This window comes from Pseudomonas sp. COW5 (assembly GCF_026240005.1).
Classification (GTDB): Bacteria; Pseudomonadota; Gammaproteobacteria; order Pseudomonadales; family Pseudomonadaceae; genus Aquipseudomonas; species Aquipseudomonas kribbensis.
Map to the genome: position 1 here is coordinate 3,156,823 of NZ_JAPHVP010000001.1, position 22,377 is coordinate 3,179,199.

Annotated in this window: 20 protein-coding genes; 6 read left to right on the forward strand and 14 right to left on the reverse strand. The window is 61.9% G+C overall.

What is annotated here, in order from left to right; all coding sequences use genetic code 11:
- The first annotated feature begins 6 nt into the window (after nucleotides 1-6).
- Complete coding sequence (locus OQ248_RS14400; protein ID WP_265813150.1) at nucleotides 7-954, forward strand: LD-carboxypeptidase; 948 nt, start codon at nucleotides 7-9, stop codon at nucleotides 952-954.
- A 42-nt stretch (nucleotides 955-996) separates the two neighbouring features.
- Here the strand turns inward: OQ248_RS14400 and OQ248_RS14405 are convergent, their stop codons facing one another.
- The 5 genes from OQ248_RS14405 to leuS form a co-directional block, all read right to left on the reverse strand.
- Nucleotides 997-2,319, reverse strand: a complete 1,323-nt coding sequence (locus OQ248_RS14405) for a lytic murein transglycosylase (RefSeq protein WP_265813151.1) — start codon at nucleotides 2,317-2,319, stop codon at nucleotides 997-999.
- A 61-nt stretch (nucleotides 2,320-2,380) separates the two neighbouring features.
- Nucleotides 2,381-2,545 carry an alternative ribosome rescue factor ArfA gene (gene arfA, locus OQ248_RS14410; RefSeq protein ID WP_007958672.1) on the reverse strand — a complete coding sequence of 55 codons (165 nt, stop codon included), beginning with the start codon at nucleotides 2,543-2,545 and terminating at the stop codon, nucleotides 2,381-2,383.
- Nucleotides 2,546-2,683: 138 nt separating this feature from the next.
- Nucleotides 2,684-3,721: a DNA polymerase III subunit delta gene (gene holA, locus OQ248_RS14415; RefSeq protein ID WP_119428890.1), complete on the reverse strand. Its 1,038-nt coding sequence runs from the start codon at nucleotides 3,719-3,721 to the stop codon at nucleotides 2,684-2,686.
- A gap of 39 nt (nucleotides 3,722-3,760) precedes the next feature.
- The gene (gene lptE, locus OQ248_RS14420) at nucleotides 3,761-4,366 is read right to left on the reverse strand and encodes an LPS assembly lipoprotein LptE (protein WP_119428889.1); all 606 of its coding nucleotides are present in this window, start codon (nucleotides 4,364-4,366) and stop codon (nucleotides 3,761-3,763) included.
- Nucleotides 4,367-4,453: 87 nt separating this feature from the next.
- On the reverse strand, nucleotides 4,454-7,060 hold the full coding sequence (leuS, locus tag OQ248_RS14425; protein ID WP_265813152.1) for a leucine--tRNA ligase: 2,607 nt from the start codon (nucleotides 7,058-7,060) through the stop codon (nucleotides 4,454-4,456).
- A gap of 254 nt (nucleotides 7,061-7,314) precedes the next feature.
- On the opposite strand from leuS, the gene OQ248_RS14430 reads away from it, so the two are divergent.
- Together OQ248_RS14430 and OQ248_RS14435 are read left to right on the forward strand one after the other, a co-directional pair.
- Nucleotides 7,315-7,638 (forward strand): hypothetical protein, encoded by a 324-nt coding sequence (locus OQ248_RS14430; protein WP_085712273.1) that lies wholly within the window; start codon nucleotides 7,315-7,317, stop codon nucleotides 7,636-7,638.
- A 105-nt stretch (nucleotides 7,639-7,743) separates the two neighbouring features.
- Nucleotides 7,744-8,523: a YdcF family protein gene (locus OQ248_RS14435; protein ID WP_265813153.1), complete on the forward strand. Its 780-nt coding sequence runs from the start codon at nucleotides 7,744-7,746 to the stop codon at nucleotides 8,521-8,523.
- 35 nt (nucleotides 8,524-8,558) lie between these two features.
- Here the strand turns inward: OQ248_RS14435 and lnt are convergent, their stop codons facing one another.
- From lnt to miaB, 5 genes are all read right to left on the reverse strand, one after another.
- On the reverse strand, nucleotides 8,559-10,082 hold the full coding sequence (gene lnt / locus OQ248_RS14440) for an apolipoprotein N-acyltransferase (protein WP_265813154.1): 1,524 nt from the start codon (nucleotides 10,080-10,082) through the stop codon (nucleotides 8,559-8,561).
- A gap of 15 nt (nucleotides 10,083-10,097) precedes the next feature.
- The gene (locus OQ248_RS14445; protein WP_007909641.1) at nucleotides 10,098-10,937 is read right to left on the reverse strand and encodes an HlyC/CorC family transporter; all 840 of its coding nucleotides are present in this window, start codon (nucleotides 10,935-10,937) and stop codon (nucleotides 10,098-10,100) included.
- Between the two features lie 5 nt (nucleotides 10,938-10,942).
- Nucleotides 10,943-11,437 (reverse strand): rRNA maturation RNase YbeY, encoded by a 495-nt coding sequence (gene ybeY, locus OQ248_RS14450; protein ID WP_085712270.1) that lies wholly within the window; start codon nucleotides 11,435-11,437, stop codon nucleotides 10,943-10,945.
- Entirely contained in the window at nucleotides 11,430-12,434 is a 1,005-nt protein-coding gene (locus OQ248_RS14455) for a PhoH family protein (protein ID WP_011336084.1), read from the reverse strand. The genes ybeY and OQ248_RS14455 overlap by 8 nt, the downstream gene beginning before the upstream one ends.
- A gap of 123 nt (nucleotides 12,435-12,557) precedes the next feature.
- Nucleotides 12,558-13,886: a tRNA (N6-isopentenyl adenosine(37)-C2)-methylthiotransferase MiaB gene (miaB, locus tag OQ248_RS14460; RefSeq protein ID WP_265813155.1), complete on the reverse strand. Its 1,329-nt coding sequence runs from the start codon at nucleotides 13,884-13,886 to the stop codon at nucleotides 12,558-12,560.
- A gap of 134 nt (nucleotides 13,887-14,020) precedes the next feature.
- Here miaB and OQ248_RS14465 point away from each other — a divergent pair, with 134 nt between their 5' ends.
- Complete coding sequence (locus tag OQ248_RS14465) at nucleotides 14,021-14,350, forward strand: DUF1820 family protein (RefSeq protein WP_007958692.1); 330 nt, start codon at nucleotides 14,021-14,023, stop codon at nucleotides 14,348-14,350.
- 30 nt (nucleotides 14,351-14,380) lie between these two features.
- On the opposite strand, the gene OQ248_RS14470 is transcribed toward OQ248_RS14465, so the two are convergent.
- From OQ248_RS14470 to OQ248_RS14485, 4 genes are all read right to left on the reverse strand, one after another.
- Nucleotides 14,381-14,935 (reverse strand): tetratricopeptide repeat protein, encoded by a 555-nt coding sequence (locus tag OQ248_RS14470; RefSeq protein WP_003228518.1) that lies wholly within the window; start codon nucleotides 14,933-14,935, stop codon nucleotides 14,381-14,383.
- Between the two features lie 225 nt (nucleotides 14,936-15,160).
- A complete protein-coding gene (hemL, locus tag OQ248_RS14475; protein ID WP_265813156.1) occupies nucleotides 15,161-16,444 on the reverse strand; it encodes a glutamate-1-semialdehyde 2,1-aminomutase in 1,284 nt (427 codons plus the stop codon).
- A gap of 10 nt (nucleotides 16,445-16,454) precedes the next feature.
- Nucleotides 16,455-17,078, reverse strand: coding sequence for a thiamine phosphate synthase (thiE, locus tag OQ248_RS14480; protein ID WP_265813157.1), 624 nt, complete (start codon nucleotides 17,076-17,078; stop codon nucleotides 16,455-16,457).
- 18 nt (nucleotides 17,079-17,096) lie between these two features.
- Nucleotides 17,097-17,894 (reverse strand): hydroxymethylpyrimidine/phosphomethylpyrimidine kinase, encoded by a 798-nt coding sequence (locus tag OQ248_RS14485; protein WP_085712267.1) that lies wholly within the window; start codon nucleotides 17,892-17,894, stop codon nucleotides 17,097-17,099.
- A 304-nt stretch (nucleotides 17,895-18,198) separates the two neighbouring features.
- Between OQ248_RS14485 and OQ248_RS14490 the strand changes: the two genes are divergently transcribed.
- Nucleotides 18,199-20,547 (forward strand): hybrid sensor histidine kinase/response regulator, encoded by a 2,349-nt coding sequence (locus tag OQ248_RS14490; protein WP_265813158.1) that lies wholly within the window; start codon nucleotides 18,199-18,201, stop codon nucleotides 20,545-20,547.
- Between the two features lie 95 nt (nucleotides 20,548-20,642).
- Nucleotides 20,643-22,292 carry an acyl-CoA dehydrogenase family protein gene (locus OQ248_RS14495; protein ID WP_265813159.1) on the forward strand — a complete coding sequence of 550 codons (1,650 nt, stop codon included), beginning with the start codon at nucleotides 20,643-20,645 and terminating at the stop codon, nucleotides 22,290-22,292.
- The last annotated feature ends 85 nt before the right edge of the window (nucleotides 22,293-22,377 follow it).

Sequence of the window (22,377 nt, forward strand, 5' to 3'; positions counted from 1 at the left end):
CCATGGATGACCGTTCGACCGACCCACACCCTTTTTCCGCACAAGCCTGTGCCGGCGCTGCCGTCGGAAGGGCTGATAGGCGTCATTGCGCCCGCCGGTCCTGGCGCGCTGGATACCGAAAAGGCCATCCAGTGGATGCGCGCCCGGGGTTACGGTTTGCGGGTGTTCCCGGGGGTTTACGAGAAGGAAGGCTATCTGGCCGGCAGCGACGAGGTACGACTGAACGATCTGCACGCGGCGTTCACTGATCCCGAGGTTGACGCAATCATCTGTCTGCGTGGCGGTTACGGCACGCCGAGGTTGCTGGACCGGATCGACTACGATCTGCTGAGCCGCCATGCCAAACCCTTCGTCGGCTACAGCGACATTACTGCGCTGCATCTGGCTATCAGTCGTTACGCCGGGTTCGTGACTTTTCACGGGCCACTGTTGAACGCTGACCTGCTGGGGGACAAGGAACCGCCGACGGTGACGTCGTTCTTCGCCATGCTGCGCGGGCAGTTGAAGGCCGGCAGTGTGTTGAGTCATCCGGTGGCTTATCCATTGACTACGGTTGAGCCTGGCATCGCTCACGGGCGTTTGCTGGGCGGCAATCTGGCGATGATCGCCGCAACCCTGGGCACGCCTTACGAGATCGACGTCGAAGGGGTGATCCTGCTCATTGAGGATGTCAACGAGCCGCTGTATCGGATCGACCGCTTGCTGACCCAGATGCGTCTGGCGGGCAAGCTGGCCCGATTGCGTGGCGTGTTGGTCGGGGATATCGCGGGGGTGGATGTCGATGCGCTGAACCGCCTGCTCAAGCAGACCTTCGAGCCGCTGCGGATTCCGGTGTTGTCAGGATGGCGCAGCGGACACTGTGATCCGAACCTGACGCTGCCGTTGGGCGCGCTGGTTCGACTGGATGCGGGGAAGAAGGAGTTGATGCTGGAGCAGGATGTAGTGATTCGCTGACCGAACCGCAAAAAAAACGCCGCCTCTTCAGGCGGCGTTTTTTTATTGGTTACGCAGGCTTTCAAGCAGCTTGTGCGTCGGATAGCCATCCGCCGGCCAGCCGAACGACTGTTGCGCACTGCGGATCGCCTTGCGCGTATTGGCACCGATGATGCCGTCAGCGGTGCCCGCGTCGTAGTTGCGCGCGGTCAGCAGGTTTTGCAGCTCGATGCGCTCGGTACGGCTCAGCGGCAGATCATCCTTCGGCCAGGTGCCGTTGATCAGGCCTGCGCCGTTGAAGCGCTCGGACAACAGGCTTACCGCCAGGGCATAGGACGACGAGTTGTTGTACTTGAGGATCGCCCGGAAGTTGTCGAGGATCAGGAACGCCGGGCCACGATAGCCCGCCGGCAGCAGCAGGGCAGCCGACAACTGCTCGGAGCCAGCCGGTGCCTGGCCACCGTTGGGCAGGATCACACCCAGTTGACGCCATTCGGCGACACTCTTGCGAATCGCGCCATCGGCCAGGGTGTAGTTGAAACCGCTCGGCAGTTGCACTTCGAAGCCCCATGGCTGGCCACGTTGCCAGCCGGAGCTTTGCAGGTAGTGCGCAGTCGAGGCCAGAGCGTCGGCGGGGCTGCCCCAGATGTCGCGGCGACCGTCGCCGTCGAAATCCACTGCGTGGGTGTTGTAGGTCGTCGGGATGAACTGGGTCTGGCCCATGGCGCCGGCCCAGGAACCGAGCATTTTCTCCGGCGAGATGTCGCCCTGTTGCAGGATCTGCAGCGCCGCGATCAGTTGCGCGTGGGCAAATGCCGGGCGGCGGCCTTCATAGGCCAGGGTCGCCAGGGAGTTGATTACCGACTTGGTGCCCTGGAACTGACCGAAATTGCTTTCCATCCCCCACACCGATACCAGCGCCTGACGGTCGACGCCATAACGTTGCTCGATGCGTTGCAGGATATCGGCATACTGGTTGATCAGCGCCTGGCCTTTGCGCACCCGCAGTGGCGACAGGGCACCGTCCAGGTATTCCCATACCGGGCGGGCGAACTCCGGCTGGCTACGGTCGGCGCGGATTACGCTGGCATCGAAGCTCACGTTGGCAAAAGCGCGATCGAACACGTCGGCGCGGATACCGGCGGCCAGGGCGTCCTTGCGGAAACCTGCCTGCCACTCGGCGAAAGTCTGGGTTGGTTGCAGATCGAGGTCGTCACCGGACGGCACTACCGGCGGGATGACCGCAGGGGCTATGGCAACGGGAGCAGCCTGAAGCGGTTGCGCGTCGGCGGCGGTGGGTTTCTCCGCGCAGGCGACAAGCAGTATGAAACTTGTGGCAGCGATCAGTTGGCGAACGGGCCAACGACGGGAAAGACTGAGGGGCATGCACAGGTCCAGGGGATACGAATCAGGTGCAGACCTTAACATGAGGAAGGGGTGCTGCGCTTCAAGCGGCCAGAAAGTAAGAAGCCTCCCAGCTGTCAGACTGGAAGGCTTCGCGGCGGTAGCTGCCTTTACCCTTGGTTGGTCGTTCCTGGCGGCTGCGGAACAGGGGTTGGGCGACGATGGATTTGGCCTTGTTGTGGCCATGTTTCGATGGCTTTTTGCTCATTAGGGTTCTCGCGAGTGAGTGGGTTTTGCGCGGCAAATGATCTGCCGATGTCGAGCGTCTGTCTATAGGACTGAAGGCGCGATTTTCTGTAGGAAATGGTCTGTGCAAAAAAGGGATCGCAGGGTGCGATCCCGGATTTCATTCGGCAGGTAACGTCAGACGCTGACCGGCCATCAACATCGCCAGCCGGCTGAGGCTCATCCACGGCGATCCGGCCGCCTGGCCCTTGATCTGCGCATCGATGCGCTGGGCCTCGAGCAACAATTGCGCCCAGCGTTGCGCCGAGTAGCGTTGCAGGGCCTTGCTCATCAGCGGTTTGCGCTTGTCCCAGACCGGCGGTTTCGCCTGACTGAAGCACTTGTCCAGCGGCGTTCCCTGGCTGTACTGCAGCGAGATATTGGCCAGCAGACGCAGCTCCCGGGCCAGGGCCCAGAGGATCACCGGCGGCTCGACACCTTCACCGCGCAGCCCTTCGAGCATGCGCAGCGCGTGAGCCGGTTCGCCGTTGAGGACTGCGTCGGTCAGGCCGAATACGTCAAAACGCGCACTGTCGGCCACGGCCGCCTGGACGGTTTCGACGGTGATCTGTCCGCCTTCGGCCATCAGCTTGAGCTTCTCGATCTCCTGCGCGGCGGCAAGCAGGTTGCCTTCGACCCGCGCGGCAATCAGTTCCACCGCGTCCTGACTGGCCGACAACCCGGCCTGAGACAGTCGTTGACGAATCCAGCTCGGCAACTGGTTGGCATCCACCGGCCAGATCTGGATGAACTGGGTCTGCTGACCTTCGACCAGCGCCTTGCCCCACTTGGTCTTCTGCGCGCTGCCGTCCAGCTTGGGCAAGCTGATCAACAGCACCGTGTCCTCTGCGGGGCGCGAGCAGTATTCGATCAGTGCGGCTGCGCCCTTGTCACCCGGCTTGCCGGAAGGCAGGCGCAGTTCCAGCAGGCGCTTTTCAGCGAACAACGACATGCTGGCGCCGGCCAGCAGCAGCGTACCCCAATCGAAGTTGGCGTCGGCAGCGAACACCTGGCGTTCGTCGAAACCTTGCTGACGGGCAGCGGAACGAATGGCGTCGGCAGCTTCCTGGCACAGCAGCGGGTCATCACCGCTGATGATGTAGACCGGCGCAAGGGCGCCTTGCAGGTGTTTGCCGAGTTGGGCGGGAGCGAGCTTCATAAGAAAGGGCGAACGGGGCGCCTGAGCGCCCCGGACGTCTTACTGCTGCGGCAGTTCGAGCGGCGACTGACGCGGGGTTTCCGCTTCAGCCTTCTGCGCCGCTTCCAGGGCGTCGGCTTCTGCCTTGGCCCGGGCGTTGGCGGCTTGTTGCAGAGCTTCCAGCTGGGCCGGCGTCAGTTGCTGCAGGCGCAGCATCATGCGCTGTACCAGCTCGCGGCGTGTCTCGTTGCGGGCATCGTTGGCTTCCTGGTCGGAACCCACCAGGTTGTTGCCGTCGTGGATGAACACTTTCTGCACTTCAAGCTTGTCGCTTTTGAGCAGCAGGTCTTTTTCGCCACGGATGTCGTAATTGAGCACGGTGGTCACCTGGTATTCGCCAGTACGACCGGCACCGGCGTAGCTGAGGATGCGCTGGTTTTCCTGCTCATCGGCCAGATACAGCTTGTACGGTGCGCCGGAAACGATCCTGACGCCGCTGGCCTCCAGCACCTGGCGCAGTTGCGTCACGGTTTCGCCGTAGGCGTTGCGGGCGCTCAGGTCGAGTTCCTTGATCGCCAGTTCGGTGGTGCCGGTGCCGCGCAGCTGGAAACCGCAGGCGCTCAACAGGACAGCGAGGCCCATCACCAGCAGATTGCGTTTGATCATTGTGTTGCTCCCCTTGAAACCATGTGGGCCGACCCTGCGGCCCGAAAGGTTTTACTGGACGCCAGGCAGACCCGGCGTCCGATCCAATTAGCTGGCGACGATATTGACCAGTTTCCCGGGCACTACGATCACTTTGCGAATAGTCAGGCCGTCGACGAAGCGCAGCACGTTTTCGTTGGCACGGGCGGCGGCTTCGACTTCTTCGCGGGTGGCGGCGGCCGGCATTTCGATCTGGCCGCGCAGCTTGCCGTTGACCTGGATGACCAGGGTCAGGCTGTCCTGTACCAGCGCGCTTTCGTCCAGCACCGGCCAGCCGGCGTCGATCACCGGGTCAGCGTGGCCCAGGCGGTTCCACAGCTCATGGCTGATGTGCGGCGTGATCGGGGCCAGCAGCAGGGTCACGGCTTCCAGGCCTTCGTGGATCAGTGCGCGGTCTTGTTCGGTGGTTTGTGCGGCTTTCTCCAGCACGTTCATCAGCGTCATCACCTGGGCGATGGCGGTGTTGAATTTGTGGTTCTGGCCGACGTCGTGGCTGGCCTGCTTGATCGCCTGGTGGATCGCACGACGAATGACTTTCTGCTCGTCATTCAGGCCGGCGATGTCCAGTTTGCCCGGCAGGCCCTGGGTGACGTGGGCCTGAGCCAGACGCCAAACGCGCTTGAGGAAGCGATGCGAGCCTTCCACGCCGGAGTCGGACCACTCAGCGCTCATGTCAGGTGGCGAAGCGAACATCATGAACAGGCGGCAGGTGTCGGCGCCGAACTGATCGATCATCGACTGTGGGTCGACGCCGTTGTTCTTCGACTTGGCCATCTTCTCGGTGCCGCCGATTTCCACCGGCAGGCCGTCGGATTTCAGTTTGGCACTGATGACCTTGGCCTTGCTGTCGCGCTCCAGTTCCACGTCCGCCGGGTTGAACCAGGTGTAGGCGCCGTTGGCTTCACGGCGATAGTAGGTCTCGGCGACCACCATGCCCTGGGTCAGCAGGTTCTTGAACGGCTCGTTGGAGCTCACCAGACCTTCGTCGCGCATCAGTTTGTGGAAGAAGCGCGCGTAGAGCAGGTGAAGAATGGCGTGTTCGATACCGCCGATGTACTGATCCACCGGCAACCAGTGGTCGGCTGCGGATTTTTCCACCAGGCCGCCTTCGAAGTGCGGCGAGGCGTAACGGGCGTAGTACCAGGACGACTCGACGAAAGTGTCCATGGTGTCGGTTTCACGCTTGGCAGGCTGGCCGCATTTCGGGCAGGTGCACTCGTAGAACTCGGGCATGCGCGCCAGCGGCGAACCGGCGCCGTCCGGCACCACGTCTTCCGGCAGTACGACCGGCAACTGGTCTTCCGGCACCGGCACGTCGCCGCAGGCATCGCAGTGGATGATCGGGATCGGGCAGCCCCAGTAGCGCTGACGGCTGATGCCCCAGTCGCGCAGGCGGAACTGGGTGCGCGAGGCGCCGAGGTTCTTCTTGATCAGGGCGACTTCCATGGCGTCGAAGGCGCCGGCGAAGTCCAGGCCGTCGAACTCGCCGGAGTTGATCAGCGTGCCGTGCTCGCCGTAGGCGTCCTGCCATGGGGCCGGGTTGGTTTCACCGGAACTGGTGCGAACCACGGATTTGACCGGCAGGTTGTACTTGTGGGCGAACTCGAAATCGCGCTCGTCGTGAGCCGGCACAGCCATCACTGCGCCGTCGCCGTAGTGCATTAACACGTAGTTGGCGACCCACACCGGCAGTTTTTCACCGGTCAGCGGGTGCTCGACGAACAGGCCGGTCGGCAGGCCTTTCTTCTCCTGGGTGGCGACGTCGGCTTCGGCAACGCTGCCGCCCTTGCATTCGGCGATGAACGCTTGCAGTTCAGGGTTGTTCTTCGCGGCGAGAGCGGCCAGGTGGTGCTCGGCGGCCACGGCAACATAGGTTGCGCCCATCAGGGTGTCCGGACGGGTGGTGAAGACTTTCAGGGTGCCGCTTTCGCCGATCGAATCGACGTTGTACGGGAACTGCACTTCCATCCCGCGGGACTTGCCGATCCAGTTGCGCTGCATGGTCTTGACCTGCTCAGGCCAGCCGGTCAGTTCGTCGAGACTCTCCAGCAGCTCATCCGCATAAGCGGTGATCTTGAAGTAGTACATCGGGATTTCGCGCTTTTCGATCAGCGCGCCGGAACGCCAGCCGCGACCGTCGATCACCTGTTCGTTGGCCAGAACGGTCTGGTCGATCGGGTCCCAGTTCACGGTACCGTTCTTGCGGTAGATCACGCCTTTTTCGAACAGGCGGGTGAACAGCCACTGTTCCCAGCGGTAGTAATCCGGCTTGCAGGTGGTGACTTCGCGGGACCAGTCCACCGCCAGGCCCAGACTGCGCAGCTGGGATTTCATGTAGGCGATGTTTTCGTAGGTCCACTTGGCGGGGGCCACGTTGTTCTTCATCGCGGCGTTTTCCGCCGGCATGCCGAAAGCGTCCCAACCCATCGGTTGCAGGACGTTCTTGCCGAGCATGCGCTGGTAGCGGGAGATCACGTCGCCGATGGTGTAGTTGCGCACGTGCCCCATGTGTAGCTTGCCGCTGGGGTAAGGGAACATCGACAGGCAGTAGTAAGTCTCCTTGCCTGGCTGTTCACTGACTTCAAAGGACTTTTGCTCGTCCCAGAATGACTGGGCGGCGGCTTCGATTTCACGGGGCTGATATTGTTCGTGCATGGCTACTTTTGTACTGGATAGGGGTGGCCTAATCCTCTTCAATGCGACATCCGGAGCGGGCCGGACGGGCTGGAAGTGGAGTTACAGGAAGCGCCGTAGCATACATGACCGCGCTTGGCCTAGGGAAACCCTGATTGCAGCCGTTTGCCCCGTTGAAATCGCGGCGAGGGCCGTTGGTCGCGGCGTGCAGCCGGTTTGTGCAGCGAAGCTAAGCTCTAACTGGGGAGTGAGTCTTATCTTCAATGAGGTGAGGGATGGTGGAGTCACAGCAAAGAAACATAACCAAACCCGAGTTGTACGAGCGGTTGATCGATCGTCTGGGAATGGCCCTGGACGCTGCAAAAACCGCTGGACGGCTGCGCGACGAGCGCCCCCTGGAGCTGGAATTGCGTGGCTTGAGCCCCGCCGAGTTCAATCTGGTCAAGGCTTACCTGGATCGCAGTGAGCGTGAAACCCACGGATACCTGTCACAGGCAGTGAAGCAACTCGATGCAGCCCATTCGGCCAAGGTCATCTGGCTCAAGGACAAGGCACCGGGCAGAGAGACCGTCAAGGTTCGGACTCTGCAGGCCAAGTAAACGCATGGCAGGTCAAAAAACGGATCTTTTTCAACGGGATCCGACCCTACTGGTTGTCGCGTTGTATCAACCCACTTAGGCTTCGGGCATCTCTGGAGATGCTCGATGCCTTTTCGTTATTTCATTAAACAACTTCTGTTGCCGCCTGGCCTTCTTTTGCTGCTGTTGCTCGTCGCCTGGTGGTTGCGACGTTCGCGGCCGCGACTGGCCGGGCTGTGCTTCGTTCTGGGGTTTGGCGGCTTCCTGCTGATGAGCCTGCCGGTGGTCGTGCAATGGGGCGCCAAGGCCCTGGAACGCGAGCCGCCGCTGGCCCGGGATTCATGGACAAGCCTTGCGCAACGCGCTGATGCGATTGTGGTGCTGGGCTCCGGGCGCGAGCGTGGCGACCTGGCCTGGGGTGAGGATCAACCGACGGGCGTCGGGCTTGAGCGGCAGCGCTACGCGGCGCGGCTGGCCAAGGCCTCGGGGTTGCCGATTCTGACCAGCGGTGGCCTGCATTACGGTACGCCGCCGACTGAAGCCAAACTGATGGCCGATTCGCTGCGTGATGATTTCGGTGTGACGGTGCGCTGGCAGGAAGGGGAGAGCCGCACCACGTGGGAAAACGCTGCCTTCAGCGCCAAAATGCTGCTGCCGGAAGGCGTCAAACGCATCGTGCTGGTGACCCAGGCCTGGCACATGCCGCGTGCGGTGTGGAGTTATCAACAGGCTGGATTCGAAGTGGTACCGGCACCGGTCGGTTTCCTCGGCACCGACAATGCCCGGCCGTTCGGCGGCTGGCTGCCGGAGTTCAAGTCGATCTGGCAGAGCGGGCAATTGATGAACGAGGCGGTGGGGCAGATCGGCTATTCGTTGTTCTACCGAGGGGAAGACAGCGCCGATTGATCACTCCCGCGCAGAACGCGGGAGTGATCGGGTTTTCAAAGGGTCTTGGACATCCGGTTGGTCATCAGCGCCCAGCCAAACAGCACCACGCACAGGATGATCAACGGCCACGAGCGCCACTGCAGATACGGAGTCAGGTTGTGCATCGGCACCACTTCGCCGTACAGCACGCCTTGTTCGAACTGCGGAATGCGTTCGGTGATCTGCCCGAACGGGTTGATCAGGCCGGTCACGCCGTTGTTGGTGGCGCGGATCATCCAGCGCCCGGCTTCAAGAGCGCGCATCTGCGCCATCTGCAGGTGTTGCAGAGGGCCGATGGAGGTGCCGAACCAGGTGTCATTGCTGATGGTCAGCAGCAGGTCGCTGTGTGCGGCCAGGCCGGCAGCGAACTCCGGGTACACCACTTCGTAGCAGATGAACGGCGCAATCTGATAACCCTTGGCCTGCAACAGCGGCTGATCGGCAGGGCCACGGGCAAAGTCGGACATCGGCAGATCGAAGAACGCGATCAGCCCGCGCAACAGGTCCTGCAACGGTACGTACTCGCCGAACGGCACCAGTTTCTGCTTCAGATACGTGCCATCGCCTTCGCCGACCACGGTAATGCCGTTGAAGAAGCGTTTTTCGTGACGCACCGTCTGGCGGATCGGCACGCCCGTGATCAGCGCCGATTTACGCTCGGCGGCGAAGGTGCCCATCATGTTCAGGTAACCCTCGGCGGACTCCTTGAGCACCGGGACGGCGGTTTCCGGCCAGATCAGCAGATCCACCGGTTTCGAACGGAAACTCAGGTCACGGTACAGCGCCAGTTGCGCGTTGAGCTGTGCCGGGTCCCATTTCATGCTTTGCTCGACGTTGCCCTGAATGGCGGCAACGGTCAGCGGTGCGCCTGACGGACTGGTCCAGGCATGGCCCTTGAGCGCGATACCCGCTACCCACGGTCCAACCAGCAGCACCAGACCTGCGGCGATGAAACCTTTACGACCGGTCTGTAGCAGGCGTGGTGCGTTGTAGATCAGAGCAGCGGTCAGCGCCAGGACGAACGACACCAGCCACATCCCGCCCACCGGCGCGAGCCCGGCCAGCGGACCATCGAGCTGGCTGTAACCGGAATACAGCCACGGGAAACCGGTGAGGAACCAGCCACGAAAGGCTTCCTGGCCAACCCACAATGCCGCGAAGGCCAGGGCATCGGCCAGCGGCGCCTCGTTGCGACGCAGCCAGCGCGCCCACAGCCAGGCGGGCAGGGCGAAGAACCAGGCAATGGCCGCCGTGAAGATCAGCATCAGGAACCCGGCCAGCAGCACCGAAGCGCCGCCGAAGTGGTGGATGCTGTAATAGATCCAGCTGGTGCCGGCGCCGAACAGGCCGAAACCGAAGCACCAGCCACGGCCCAGGGCCTGGCGCGGGCTCAGCTCGCGCAGGCCGGCATAGAACAGGCCGACCGCCAGCAGGGCCAGCGGCCAGAGATCGAACGGTGCCAGCGCGAAGGTGGTGATTGCACCGGCCGCCACGGCCAGCAGGTTACCGGGCCAGCCGGGGCGGGTTGTCCAGCGCATTTCTATCCTTAATGGTTACCGGGCGATTGGCGTGAGTCGCAGCAGATGAATCCGACGGCTGTCGGCGTTCAGGATGCGGAAACGATAAGCGCCGATTTCAGTGATTTCGTTGCGTTTTGGCAAGTGCCCGAACGCGCTCATCACCAGCCCGCCGACGGTGTCGAATTCGTCGTCGGAGAATTCGCTGTCGAAGAACTCGTTGAAGTTCTCGATCGGCGTCAGGGCCTTGATCAGGAAATCACCGCTGGGCAGCGGCTTGATGTAGCTGTCTTCTTCGACGTCGTGCTCGTCTTCGATGTCGCCGACGATTTGCTCGAGCACGTCTTCGATGGTCACCAGACCCGCCACACCGCCGTATTCGTCGATCACGATGGCCATGTGATTGTGGTTGGCGCGGAATTCACGCAGCAACACGTTCAGACGCTTGGACTCCGGCACGAAGGTGGCCGGGCGCAGCAGGTCCTTGATGTTGAAGCTGTCGCCGTTCTCCTTGAGGATCAGCGGCAGCAGATCCTTGGCCAGCAGCACGCCCATCACGTCGTCATGGCTTTCGCCGATGACCGGGTAGCGCGAGTGGGCCGAGTCGACCACGGCAGGGAGAAATTCGCGGGGTGTCTGGGTCGCCTTGATGCTGATCATCTGCGAGCGCGGCACCATGATGTCGCGTACTTGCAGGTCAGCCACCTGGATGGCGCCTTCGACGATGGCCAGCGCTTCGCTGTCCAGCAGTTTGTTCTGATGTGCGTCGCGCAGCAGCTCCAGCAGCTCCTGGCGGTTCTTCGGCTCGTGGGCAAAAGCCTGGGTCAGTTTACCCAGCCAGGACTTCTGCCCGTTGCTCGATCGATCTTCGCTCATAGCGATTACTCTGAATCCTTTGTTGTAACGATAGGGGATGTTTCGGTTTCGTCGTCCGCGTACGGATCGGGATAACCCAATTCGGCAAGCAACTCGCGTTCCAGTGCTTCCATTTCCTCGGCTTCCTCGTCATCTATATGGTCGTAACCAAGCAGATGCAAGCAGCCGTGAATGACCAGATGTGCCCAGTGGGCCTTTAGTTCCTTGCCCTGTTCGGCGGCTTCGCGCTCAACCACGGCCACGCAGATCACCAGATCGCCCAGCAGCGGGATGTCGAGAAACTCGTCGGGCACTTCGGCGGGAAAGGACAGGACGTTGGTCGCGTAATCCTTGTGGCGCCAGGTGTGATTCAGTTCGCGGCCTTCTTCTTCGTCGACCAGACGAATGGTCATTTCCGAGTCGGCGGTGCGCTGGCGCAGGGCCAGTTCGCACCACTGGCGGAATTCGGCTTCGGTCGGCGCAGACGCTTCGGTCGCGATTTGCAGGTCAAGCTCAAGCATCGTGGCGAGTGTCCTTTGGCGCTTCATCGGCCAAACGCGTTTCGAAGCGCTCGTAGGCTTCGACGATGCGTTGCACCAACGGATGGCGCACCACGTCTTTGGGCTGGAAGTGGGTGAAGCTGATGCCCGGCACATCCTTCAGGACTTCGATGACATGATGAAGTCCGGACTTGGTGCCACGCGGCAGATCGACCTGCGTGATGTCGCCGGTGATCACGGCCGTGGAGCCGAAACCGATCCGGGTCAGGAACATCTTCATCTGCTCGACGGTGGTGTTCTGGCTTTCGTCGAGAATGATGAAGCTGTTGTTCAGCGTGCGACCGCGCATGTAGGCCAGCGGTGCAACTTCGATCACCTGACGTTCGATCAGCTTGGCCACGTATTCGAAGCCGAGCATTTCATAGAGGGCGTCGTAGAGCGGGCGCAGGTACGGGTCGATCTTCTGCGACAGGTCGCCGGGCAGGAAGCCGAGTTTCTCGCCCGCTTCGACCGCCGGACGCACCAGCAGGATGCGGCGGATCTGCTCGCGCTCCAGGGCATCAACGGCGCAGGCCACGGCCAGATAGGTCTTGCCGGTACCGGCCGGGCCGATGCCGAAGTTGATGTCGTTGCCGAGGATTTCCTTCACGTAGCGCAGCTGATTCAAGCCACGTGGGCGAATCATGCCTTTCTTGGTGCGCAGGGCGACGGAGGCTTCGGCGGGGGCGTGGTTGTCCAGTTGCTCGACGGCCGATTCCTGGAGGAACAGGTGAACCGTATCCGGCGACAGCTCTGAACCCTTGGTTTCCCGGTACAGGCGGCGAATCAGGTTTTCCGCGGAAGTGGTGTGCTTGGGTTCGCCGATCAACTCGAACTGATTGCCGCGGTTGCGGATCTCGATGGCCAGGCGCTGTTCGATCAGGCGCAGGTGTTCGTCGAACTGCCCGCACAGATTGGCGAAGCGGCGAGCCTCAAAAGGCTCGAGGATGAAACGATGAGGTTCTATGGGTGCGTTCAAGGTCGTATTTAGCCGCCCTGGGGCAATTGGGATGAAATCAAGGATAACGCCAGTGGCGTGGGTGCGAAAGCTCTTAAAAAGCCTGGCACCGATTCAGCCCTCTGGCGCGGTCTCCTTGCGGTGTTACTGGATCAGCGAGCCGCGCAGCGAGTGCGGTTGTGCCGCGTCGATGTGCACGTCGGCGAACTGGCCGATCAGGGTCGGATTGTCGCAGCGGAAGTTGACGATACGGTTATTCTCGGTGCGCCCTTGCAGCTCGCCCGGGTCTTTCTTCGAATAGTCGGTCACCAGAATCCGCTGGACCGAACCGACCATTTGTCGGCTGATCTCGAAGCCTTGCTGGTTCAATCGGTGCTGCAAGGCGTTCAGGCGTTCTTTCTTCAGTTCTTCCGGGGTGTCGTCGGCCAGGTCGGCAGCCGGGGTGCCCGGGCGTTGGCTGTAGACGAACGAGTAGGAAAAGTCGAAGCCGACGTCGGAAATCAGCTTCATGGTCTGTTCGAAGTCTTTCTCAGTTTCCCCCGGGAAGCCGACGATGAAGTCTGAGCTGATGCAGATGCCCGGTACGGCAGCGCGCAGTTTGCGCAGCTTGGATTTGTACTCCAGTGCCGTGTGGTTGCGTTTCATCGCCGCCAGGATCCGGTCCGAACCGGACTGCACCGGCAAGTGCAGGTGCTTCACCAGTTCCGGCACTTCGGCGTGGGCCTGGATCAGGCTGTCGGAGAACTCCAGCGGATGCGACGTGGTGTAGCGGATGCGGTCGATGCCGTCGACCGCCGCGACGACGCGGATCAGTTCGGCCAGATCCGCCAGACGACCGTCGTGGGTCAGGCCGCGATAGCCGTTGACGTTCTGCCCCAGCAGGGTCACTTCACGCACGCCGTTTTCCGCCAGATGGATGATCTCGGTGATCACATCGTCGAATGGCCGGCTGACCTCTTCGCCGCGGGTGTAAGGCACCACGCAGAACGTGCAGTACTTGCTGCAACCTTCCATCACCGACACGTAAGCGCTCGGGCCATCGATGCGCGGCTCGGGCAGGTGATCGAACTTTTCGATTTCCGGGAACGAGACGTCCACTTGCGGCAGCTTGCTGATGCGCGCGGCGTCGATCATTTCCGGCAGGCGGTGCAGGGTCTGCGGACCGAACACCACGTCAACGTACGGGGCGCGATCACGGATCGCCGCGCCTTCCTGGCTGGCCACGCAACCGCCGACGGCGATGACCATCTCCGGGTTGGCCAGTTTCAGTTCGCGCCAGCGGCCGAGCTGGGAATACACCCGGTCCTGGGCACGTTCGCGGATCGAACAGGTGTTGAGCAGAATCACGTCGGCGTCTTCTGCCCGCGCCGTGACTTCCAGGGCCTGGTGTTCGCCCAGCAGATCGACCATGCGCGAGCTGTCGTACTCGTTCATCTGGCAACCGTGGGTTTCGATGTAAAGCTTCTTGGCCATGGAATAGGGTCGTCACGTGGTTCAAAGAACCGCGCATTATAGGGAACATGTCCCCAGGTTCCTACCGTTGCGCGTCCGGTGGCTATGCTATAGTTCGCGCCCTCATTTTTACCCCGATGTGTTGTCCGCCCGCCATGACCAAACGCGAAGCTCCAATCTACAAGGTGATTTTCCTCAACCAGGGCCAGGTGTTCGAAATGTACGCCAAGCAGATCTATCAAAGTGATCTGTGGGGCTTCCTGGAAGTGGAAGAGTTCGTCTTTGGCGAGCGCACCCAGGTGGTCGTCGACCCGAGCGAAGAGAAGCTCAAGGCACAGTTCGAAGGCGTGGTGCGCAGCTTTGTGCCGATGCATTCGATCGTGCGCATCGACGAAGTGGAACGCCTTGGCACGCCGAAAATCAGCGAAGCCCGCGGCGGTGTTGGCAATGTGATGCCGTTCCCGGTACCGATGCCCGAGAAGTAAGCGGGGCGGGAATAGGAGCTACGACAAGAGCTACGGCAGGGGCGAGAACGGCGTACGCCCGTCGGCGCTCTGCAGTTCCATCAGGTATTTACGGAAAATTTGCCCGAGCACCTGGGTTGCGGTTTCCAGGTCTTCGCGGGACATCTTTTCAGACACTTCGTCGGCGGTGTCGAGCGCATCTTCGGCGCCGTTGACCGCGGCCATCTTCAGCACGATGTAAGCCTGAATGTTGTTGGCCTGCACGCCTTCACCGTGGAAGAACATGGTGCCGAGCTTGAATTGCGCCTGGGCGTGGCCTTGCAGCGAGGCCTTCTCGAAATAGCTCAGGGCTTGATTGAGGTCGCGCGGCGCATTCTTGCCGTCGTAGTAGAACTCACCCAACTCGTATTGCGCTTGCGCATCCCCTTCATCCGCTGCCTTTTGGCAGGCGGCGAGGGCCTGCGTGACATCTTGCGGCTGAGTATTGAGGGTGCAGCGACCCATCGCCGGGATCAACAACGAGTTGCCGCCTGCTTGTGCATGTGCGAGCAGCGGCTGAAGGAGCAACAGGCAGCCCAAGGCAAGGGTGCGGCCGGTGCGGTTCATGGGAATCGACTTACCTCTGAAGGGCGCGCGGACCCGTCGAGGGATCCAATAAGCGCGCATTATGAAATAAGCAGGGGCCACCTTACAAAGTCTTTACTCGATTTTCTGCTGTGTGGGGAATATATCACCCGGTTTGCGGGAGATTTTTGGCAGAAGCGTCGGAGAAAACGCTGGAATGTAGGTGAAAGCTGACGTTGGCAATGGCCAACGTCAGCGATCAACCCATTACTTCAGTTTGGCGAACGCGCGCTCGGCGGCATCGAGGGTCAGTTTCAGCTCCGCTTCGCCGTGGGCGATCGAGGTGAAGCCGGCTTCGAATGCGCTTGGTGCCAGGTACACGCCACCTTCGAGCATCAGGTGGAAGAAGCGACCGAACAGCGCCGCATCGCTGGCCATTACGTCTTCGAAAGTAACAATATCGTCGGCGCCGCTGAAGTACAGACCGAACATGCCGCCGGCCTGGGTGGTCACGAACGGAATGCCCGCCGCGTCAGCGCGCTGCTGCAAGCCGTCGAGCAAGCGAGTGGTGTAGTCGGTCAGCTCGGCGTGGAAACCCGGACGGCTGATCAGGCGCAGGGTGGTCAGGCCGGCGGCCATTGCCAGCGGGTTGCCCGACAGGGTGCCTGCTTGGTAGACCGGGCCCAGCGGTGCAATGCGCTCCATGATCGAACGCTTGCCGCCGAAGCAGCCGACCGGCATGCCGCCGCCGATGATCTTGCCGAAAGTGGTCAGATCCGGGGTCACGCCGTAGTAAGCCTGGGCGCCGCCGAGGGCCACACGGAAACCGGTCATCACTTCGTCGAAAATCAGCACCACGCCATGCTTGTCGCACAGGCTGCGCAGGCCTTCGAGGAAACCCGGCGCCGGCGGCACGCAGTTCATGTTGCCGGCAACCGGCTCGACGATGATGCACGCCACGTCCTGACCCACTTCGGCGAGCATTTTCTCAACCGCGTCGATGTCGTTGAACGGCAAGGTCAGGGTGTGTTTGGCGAACGCGGCCGGCACACCGGCCGAGCTTGGCACGCCCTGGGTCAGTGCGCCGGAGCCGGCCTTGACCAGCAGGCTGTCGGAGTGACCGTGGTAGCAGCCTTCGAACTTGATGATGCTGTCACGGCCGGTGAAACCACGGGCCAGACGGATTGCGCTCATGGTCGCTTCGGTGCCGGAACTGACCATGCGCACCATTTCCATCGACGGCACCAGCGAGCAGACCAGATCGGCCATCTCGGTTTCCATCGCGGTCGGCGCGCCGTAGGACAGGCCGTGTTGCAACTGGTTACGCACGGCCTCCAGCACGTCCGGGTGACTGTGGCCGAGAATCATCGGGCCCCAGGAGCCGACGTAATCCACATAACGCTTGTTGTCTTCGTCGGTGACGTAGGCGCCTTCGGCGTGCTTGAAGAACAGCGGTGTGCCGCCGACGCTCTTGAACGCGCGAACCGGCGAGTTCACGCCACCGGGAATGTGTTTCTGGGCGTTGGCAAACAGGGTTTCGGAACGAGACATGATCGGGCTCTCAGACTTTTAGTAATTCGTTGAAGGCGCGGGCGCGGCGGGTCACTTCGGCGGTGCTGTCGGCGCCGAACAGGCCATGGACCACGGCCAGCAGATCGACACCGTGGGCTACCAGCGGCGCGGCGTTGTCGAGGGTGATGCCGCCGATCGCGCAGATCGGCAGGTGCAAAGTGCGTTTGGCCTCGTCGAGCAGATCGAGGCTGCAGGTCGGCGCGCCGGGTTTGGTGTTGGAATTGAAGAAGCGACCGAAGGCGACGTAGCTCGCACCTTCTTTGGCAGCCAGTTCGGCCAGTTCGAGTTGCGCGTGGCAGGTCGAACCGATGATCGCTTTCGAACCGAGCAGGGCGCGGGTCGGCGACAGCGGGCCGTCGGTCTGGCCCAGATGTACGCCGACGTTCAGGCGTGCGGCCAGTTCGGCGTCATCGTTGATGATCAACTGGGTCTTGTAGCGCTCGCACAGATCACGCAAGGCCTCGGCCTCACGCAGGCGCCGGGCTTCGTCGCTGCTCTTGTCGCGGTATTGCAGGAGGGTGACGCCGCCTTCCAGCGCCGCCTCCACGTACGGCAGAAACTTGCCGGCCAGCAATGGACCGTCGGTAATGGCGTACAGGCCACGTAGTTTCATCAGGCAGACCTCACGACGTTACGAGCAGAAATCCAGCGGCAGGCGACGCGGCACGAACTGGCCTTTGCCCAGTTGTTCGGCATCGCGCAGGGTGCGCCAGGTGTAATCCAGCGCGGTACGCACGGCGCTGGCCAGGTTTTCGCCCTGTGCCAGTCGACCGGCGAGGGTGCTGGCCAGGGTGCAGCCGGAGCCGTGATAGCTGCCCGGCAGACGCTGGCACTTGAAGGTTTCGCGCAGGCCGTCACGGCTGTACAGGCGATTGTGGATTTCGGTTTCGTCGCCGTGGCCGCCGGTGATCAGCAGGTTCTTGATGAACGGCAACAGTTTTTCAGCACACTCGTCCGCGGTGCCTTCTGGCAGTTCGGCGAGGATCCGGGCTTCGGGAAGGTTGGGGGTGGCGATGATCGACAGCGGCAGCAGGCGTTCGCGCATGGCGTAGCCGACTTCGTCCTTGCCCAGGCGTCCGCCGCCGCCGGCGCGCAGCACCGGGTCGCAGACCACTGGCAAGTGCGGGTGCGCCTGGAGCAGTTCGACAACGGTGTCGACCATTTCCAGGGAACCGAGCATGCCCAGTTTCACTGCCGCGACTTCGGAATCGTTGAGCACGGCATTGGCCTGGGCCAGTACCCACTCACGGTCGAGGACGCGAAAGTCAGTGACGTTGACGGTGTCTTGCACGGTCAGGGCGGTGACGGCCGGAGCCGCATGGCAACCCTGAGCGAGCAGGGCTTCGATATCTGCCTGCAAGCCGGCGCCACCACTGGGGTCGTGGCCGGAGAGACAGAGGACAACGGGGCGGGAGCTGTAGATATTCATGGTGCGCGAGCTTACCACCAAACCTGTTTTTCGGGTGTTGTGGCGCAGCGCTTGGCCGATAACCTCGATAACCGGATCCGCAAGGCTTGTAACAATCTGACCAAGCCAACAGCTCTAGCTCGGTGTTTTGCTCTGAGATGCCCGTTCTAGAGCCTTTGTCAGAAAAATTTCCATGGTGCTCAATGGCCATCAACGGCTATGCTAGAGTGGATCCAAACCAATAACAGGTAATACCGGTTTTACGTCATCTCAAAGGGAATGGGGGGCTTCCTGACACAACCGGACAAGCCACGCTGGGGCTTCAATGCGCTATTTGTTGATGTTGCTGTTCTGTTTGCCCCTCCTGGCAAACGCCGTCGAGTTCGACGAGTTCACCCAGAGCCTCCCCCTGGGTCGATCCCTGCAAGTGTTCGAAGACCCGAGCGGTCAGGCGAGCATTGCCGACGTCCGCGCGCAGGCCGCTGCCGGACAATTCAAAAAACACGATAAAGCCACGCTCAATGCCGGTTACTCGCGCTCGGCGTTCTGGCTGAAGATCGACCTGCATTACCGTCCGAGCAATCCGGCGGCGCAGCGTACCTGGCTGCTGGAGCTGGCCTATCCGCCGCTCGATCACCTCGACCTGTATCTGCCCGACGCCGCCGGCGACTATCGCCTGGTGCGCCAGACCGGGGACGCGTTGCCGTTCGCCAGTCGCGAGATCCGGCAGAACAACTACCTGTTCAACCTCACGTTCAAGCCTGACCAGCAACAGACCGTTTACTTGCGGCTGTCCAGCGAAGGCTCGATCCAGGCGCCGGTGACTTTGTGGTCGAGCACCGCGTACCTCGAAGACCAGCCAGTGCGCCTGTATGTGCTGGGCCTGATTTATGGCGTGCTGCTGGGGATGCTGGTCTACAACCTGTTCATCTACCTCAGCGTGCGCGACACCAGTTATCTCTACTACATCTTCTATATCGCGTCGTTCGGGCTGTACCAGCTGTCGGTGAATGGCGCAGCGGTCGAGTATTTTTGGCCGGACAACCCATGGTGGGCCAACGCCGCCACGCCATTCTTCATTGGTTGCGCAGGTCTGTTCGGCAGCCAGTTCGCCCGCAGTTTCTTGCAGACCAAGAACCACAGCCGCTGGCTCGACCGGCTGTTGATTGCCTTGATCGCTTTCGGCGCACTGGTGATCGGTCTGTCGCTGATGACCAGTTACGCCTTGGCCCTGCGCCTGGCGACGACCCTGGCGCTGACCTTTACCGTGGTGATCTTCGCCGCCGGGATCCTCGCCTGGTGGCGCGGCCTGCGCGTGGCCCGCTACTTCATCATCGCCTGGTCGGCGTTTCTGCTCGGCGGGATCGTCAACACGATGATGGTTCTGGGCTTGCTGCCGAACGTGTTCCTGACCATGTACGCCAGCCAGATCGGCTCGGCCATCGAAGTGGCGCTGCTGTCGCTGGCGCTGGCCGACCGCATTAATGCAATGCGTGAACAACAGGCGCAGACCTTGTTCGACGCCGGCCAGAAACTCGAAGTGCTCAACCAGCAACTGGCCCACAGCAACAAGCTCAAGGATGAATTCCTTGCGACCCTGACCCACGAACTGCGCACGCCGATGAACGGCGTGATCGGTTCGCTGGAACTGATGCAGACCGTCGAGCTGGACCCGGAACTGGAGCAATACCAGCAGACCGCCGCCGGTTCGGCCCGGGACATGATGCGCATGGTCAACGGGATCCTGACCCTGACCGAATTGCAGGCCGGCAAGCTCAAGGCCACGCCGGGCAGTTTCAGCCTGCGCGCGGTGGTCGAGGCGCTGCGCGTGCAGTTCGACGGCAATGCGTCGAGCAAATCGCTGGACTTCAAAGTCGACGTGCTGCCGACCCTGCCGGATCGCCTGCATGGCGACAGCGCCAAACTCGCGCAATGCCTGGAATGCCTGCTGGACAACGCGATCAAGTTTACCCGTGTCGGCGGTCTCGCATTACGGGTTACCGGCAAACCGTCGACAGACAATCGTCTGGCGCTGTCCTTTGCGGTGATCGACACCGGCATCGGTTTCACCGATCTGGGCGAAGCCACGCTGTATCAGCGCTTCTTCCAGCTCGACGGTTCCATGACCCGTGAGTACGGCGGCCTGGGCGTCGGTCTGGCGATCTGCCGACAACTGGTGGAATTGCTCGGTGGCAAACTCACGCACCGTTCCGAGCCGGGGCGCGGCAGTCGTTTCCAGCTGGACGTCGAGTTCGAGTTGCCCGCCGTCGAAGCCGCGCCGACGCTTGTTCGCGATGCCATACGCGCACCGCAGGACTGCACCGTGTTGCTGGTGGACGACAACAGCGTCAATCAATTGGTGATGCGCGGCATGTTGCTCAAGCTCGGTTTCCGCGTGCGCACCGCCGACCACGGTGCTGCAGCCATCGAATGCCTGCAGCGCGAACCGTTCGATGCGGTGCTGATCGATTGCCAGTTGCCACCGCTCGATGGCGCATCGTTGTGCAGCCAGATCCACGACCTGCCGGGCTGCGCCAACCTGCCGGTGTTCGTGATCGCGCTGGGGGTGGATCGAGAGCATTGCGCTTCCGCCGGCTCGATCGATTACTTGAGCAAACCGGTGAAATTCGAAGACTTGCAGGTCGCGATGCAGCGGCGGGTATTGAGTTGCTGACAGGGTGAAAGCGCCGGCATTTAGGCCGATATGACACTTTGATCGGTTCGGGGGCGGTGCTTAACTGAAGCTCTGGCCGATCAAGGAGCCCCGTCATGAACCTGCATCAGTTCGCCGAAACCCACGAAGTGACCAACCAGCCACCGTCGCTGGACGGCACCAACCTGTACCGCATCGACCTGCCGCTGCAGGAGTGGTCGCGGCGGTTCGGCGCCGGCTGGGCCGAGCCGCGGATCGATGCCTACGGCGCATTGGCCGGCGGGCCGCTGATGGAGGCCGGATTCCTCGCCAACCAGAACAAACCGGTATTTGCCAGCCATGACTGCTACGGTCATCGCATCGATCTGGTGGAGTTTCACCCGGCGTATCACGAGCTGATGCGCACGGCCATCGAACATGGCCTCACGTCGTTGCCCTGGGCTCATCCACAGGACGGCGCCCATGTTGCCCGCGCCTCCATGAGCTATCTGCACAGCCAGGCCGAGGCCGGCAGCGGTTGCCCGTTGACCATGACTTTCGCCAGTGTCCCCGCGCTGCGCTTGCAGCCGGATCTGGCCGAACAGTGGTTGCCGAAAATTCTCGCCACCGAATACGACCCGCGCAATGTCGGCATGGCCCACAAGGCGGGCGTCACCATTGGCATGGCGATGACCGAGAAACAGGGCGGCACTGACGTGCGGGCCAACACCACCAAGGCTTATCCGGTCGGCGCCAGTGGCCCGGGCCAGGCTTATGAGCTGGTGGGTCACAAGTGGTTCTGTTCGGCGCCGATGTGCGATGCGTTTCTCACGCTGGCGCAGACCGACAAGGGCCTGACCTGTTTCCTGCTGCCGCGCCATCGCCCGGACGACACGCGCAATCAGTTCTACATCCAGCGCCTGAAAAACAAACTCGGCAACCAGTCCAACGCCTCCAGCGAAGTCGAGTTCCGTGGCGCGCTGGCGTGGATGGTCGGCGAAGAAGGGCGCGGCGTGCCGACCATCATTGAGATGGTGGCCATGACCCGCTTCGATTGCATGGTCGGTTCCAGTTCGCTGATGCGTCAGGCGCTGACCCAGGCCAGCCATCACTGCGCCCACCGCAAGGTCGGCGGCAAATTGCTCAGCGAACAACCGCTGATGCAAAACGTGCTGGCCGATCTGGCGCTGGAAAGCGAAGCCGCGCTGGCCCTGAGCCTGCGCATGGGCAAGGCGCTGGATCATCTGAATGATCGCCATGAAGCGCAATTCGCCCGGCTGGTGACGGCGGTGGGTAAATACTGGATCTGCAAACGTGCGCCAGGGATGATCAACGAAGCGGCCGAATGCATGGGCGGCGCCGGGTATGTCGAAGACAGCATTTTGCCGCGCCTGTACCGCGAAGCTCCGGTGAACTCGACGTGGGAAGGTTCCGGCAACGTGCAATGCCTCGATGTGTTGCGCGCACTGTCGAAAGAGCCGGGTGTGCTGGATGTGCTGTTCAACGAACTGGGCGACGGTCATGGCGACAAACGTCTTGCGGCGCATATCCAGCAATTGCAGGCGTCGTTCAAGGACACCAGCGACATTCAATACCGTGCGCGACAACTGACCGAAGACATCGCTCTGGGGCTGCAAGCGAAGCTGTTGCTGGAGGCCGGGAATTCGGCGGTCAGCGATGCCTTTATTGCCAGTCGTCTGAGCGGGGGCGGTCGGGTCTACGGCGCGTTGCCCCGTGGGCTGGATGTCGAAGCCATCGTTGCCCGCTCGACACCGCAAGGTTTCTGACTTCATGCAAGTGGACTGTGGGAGCCGGCAGGCGGGCTCCCGCCGCTGACGGATTGCTGAACAGCCAACATGCCACTGTTTCCGT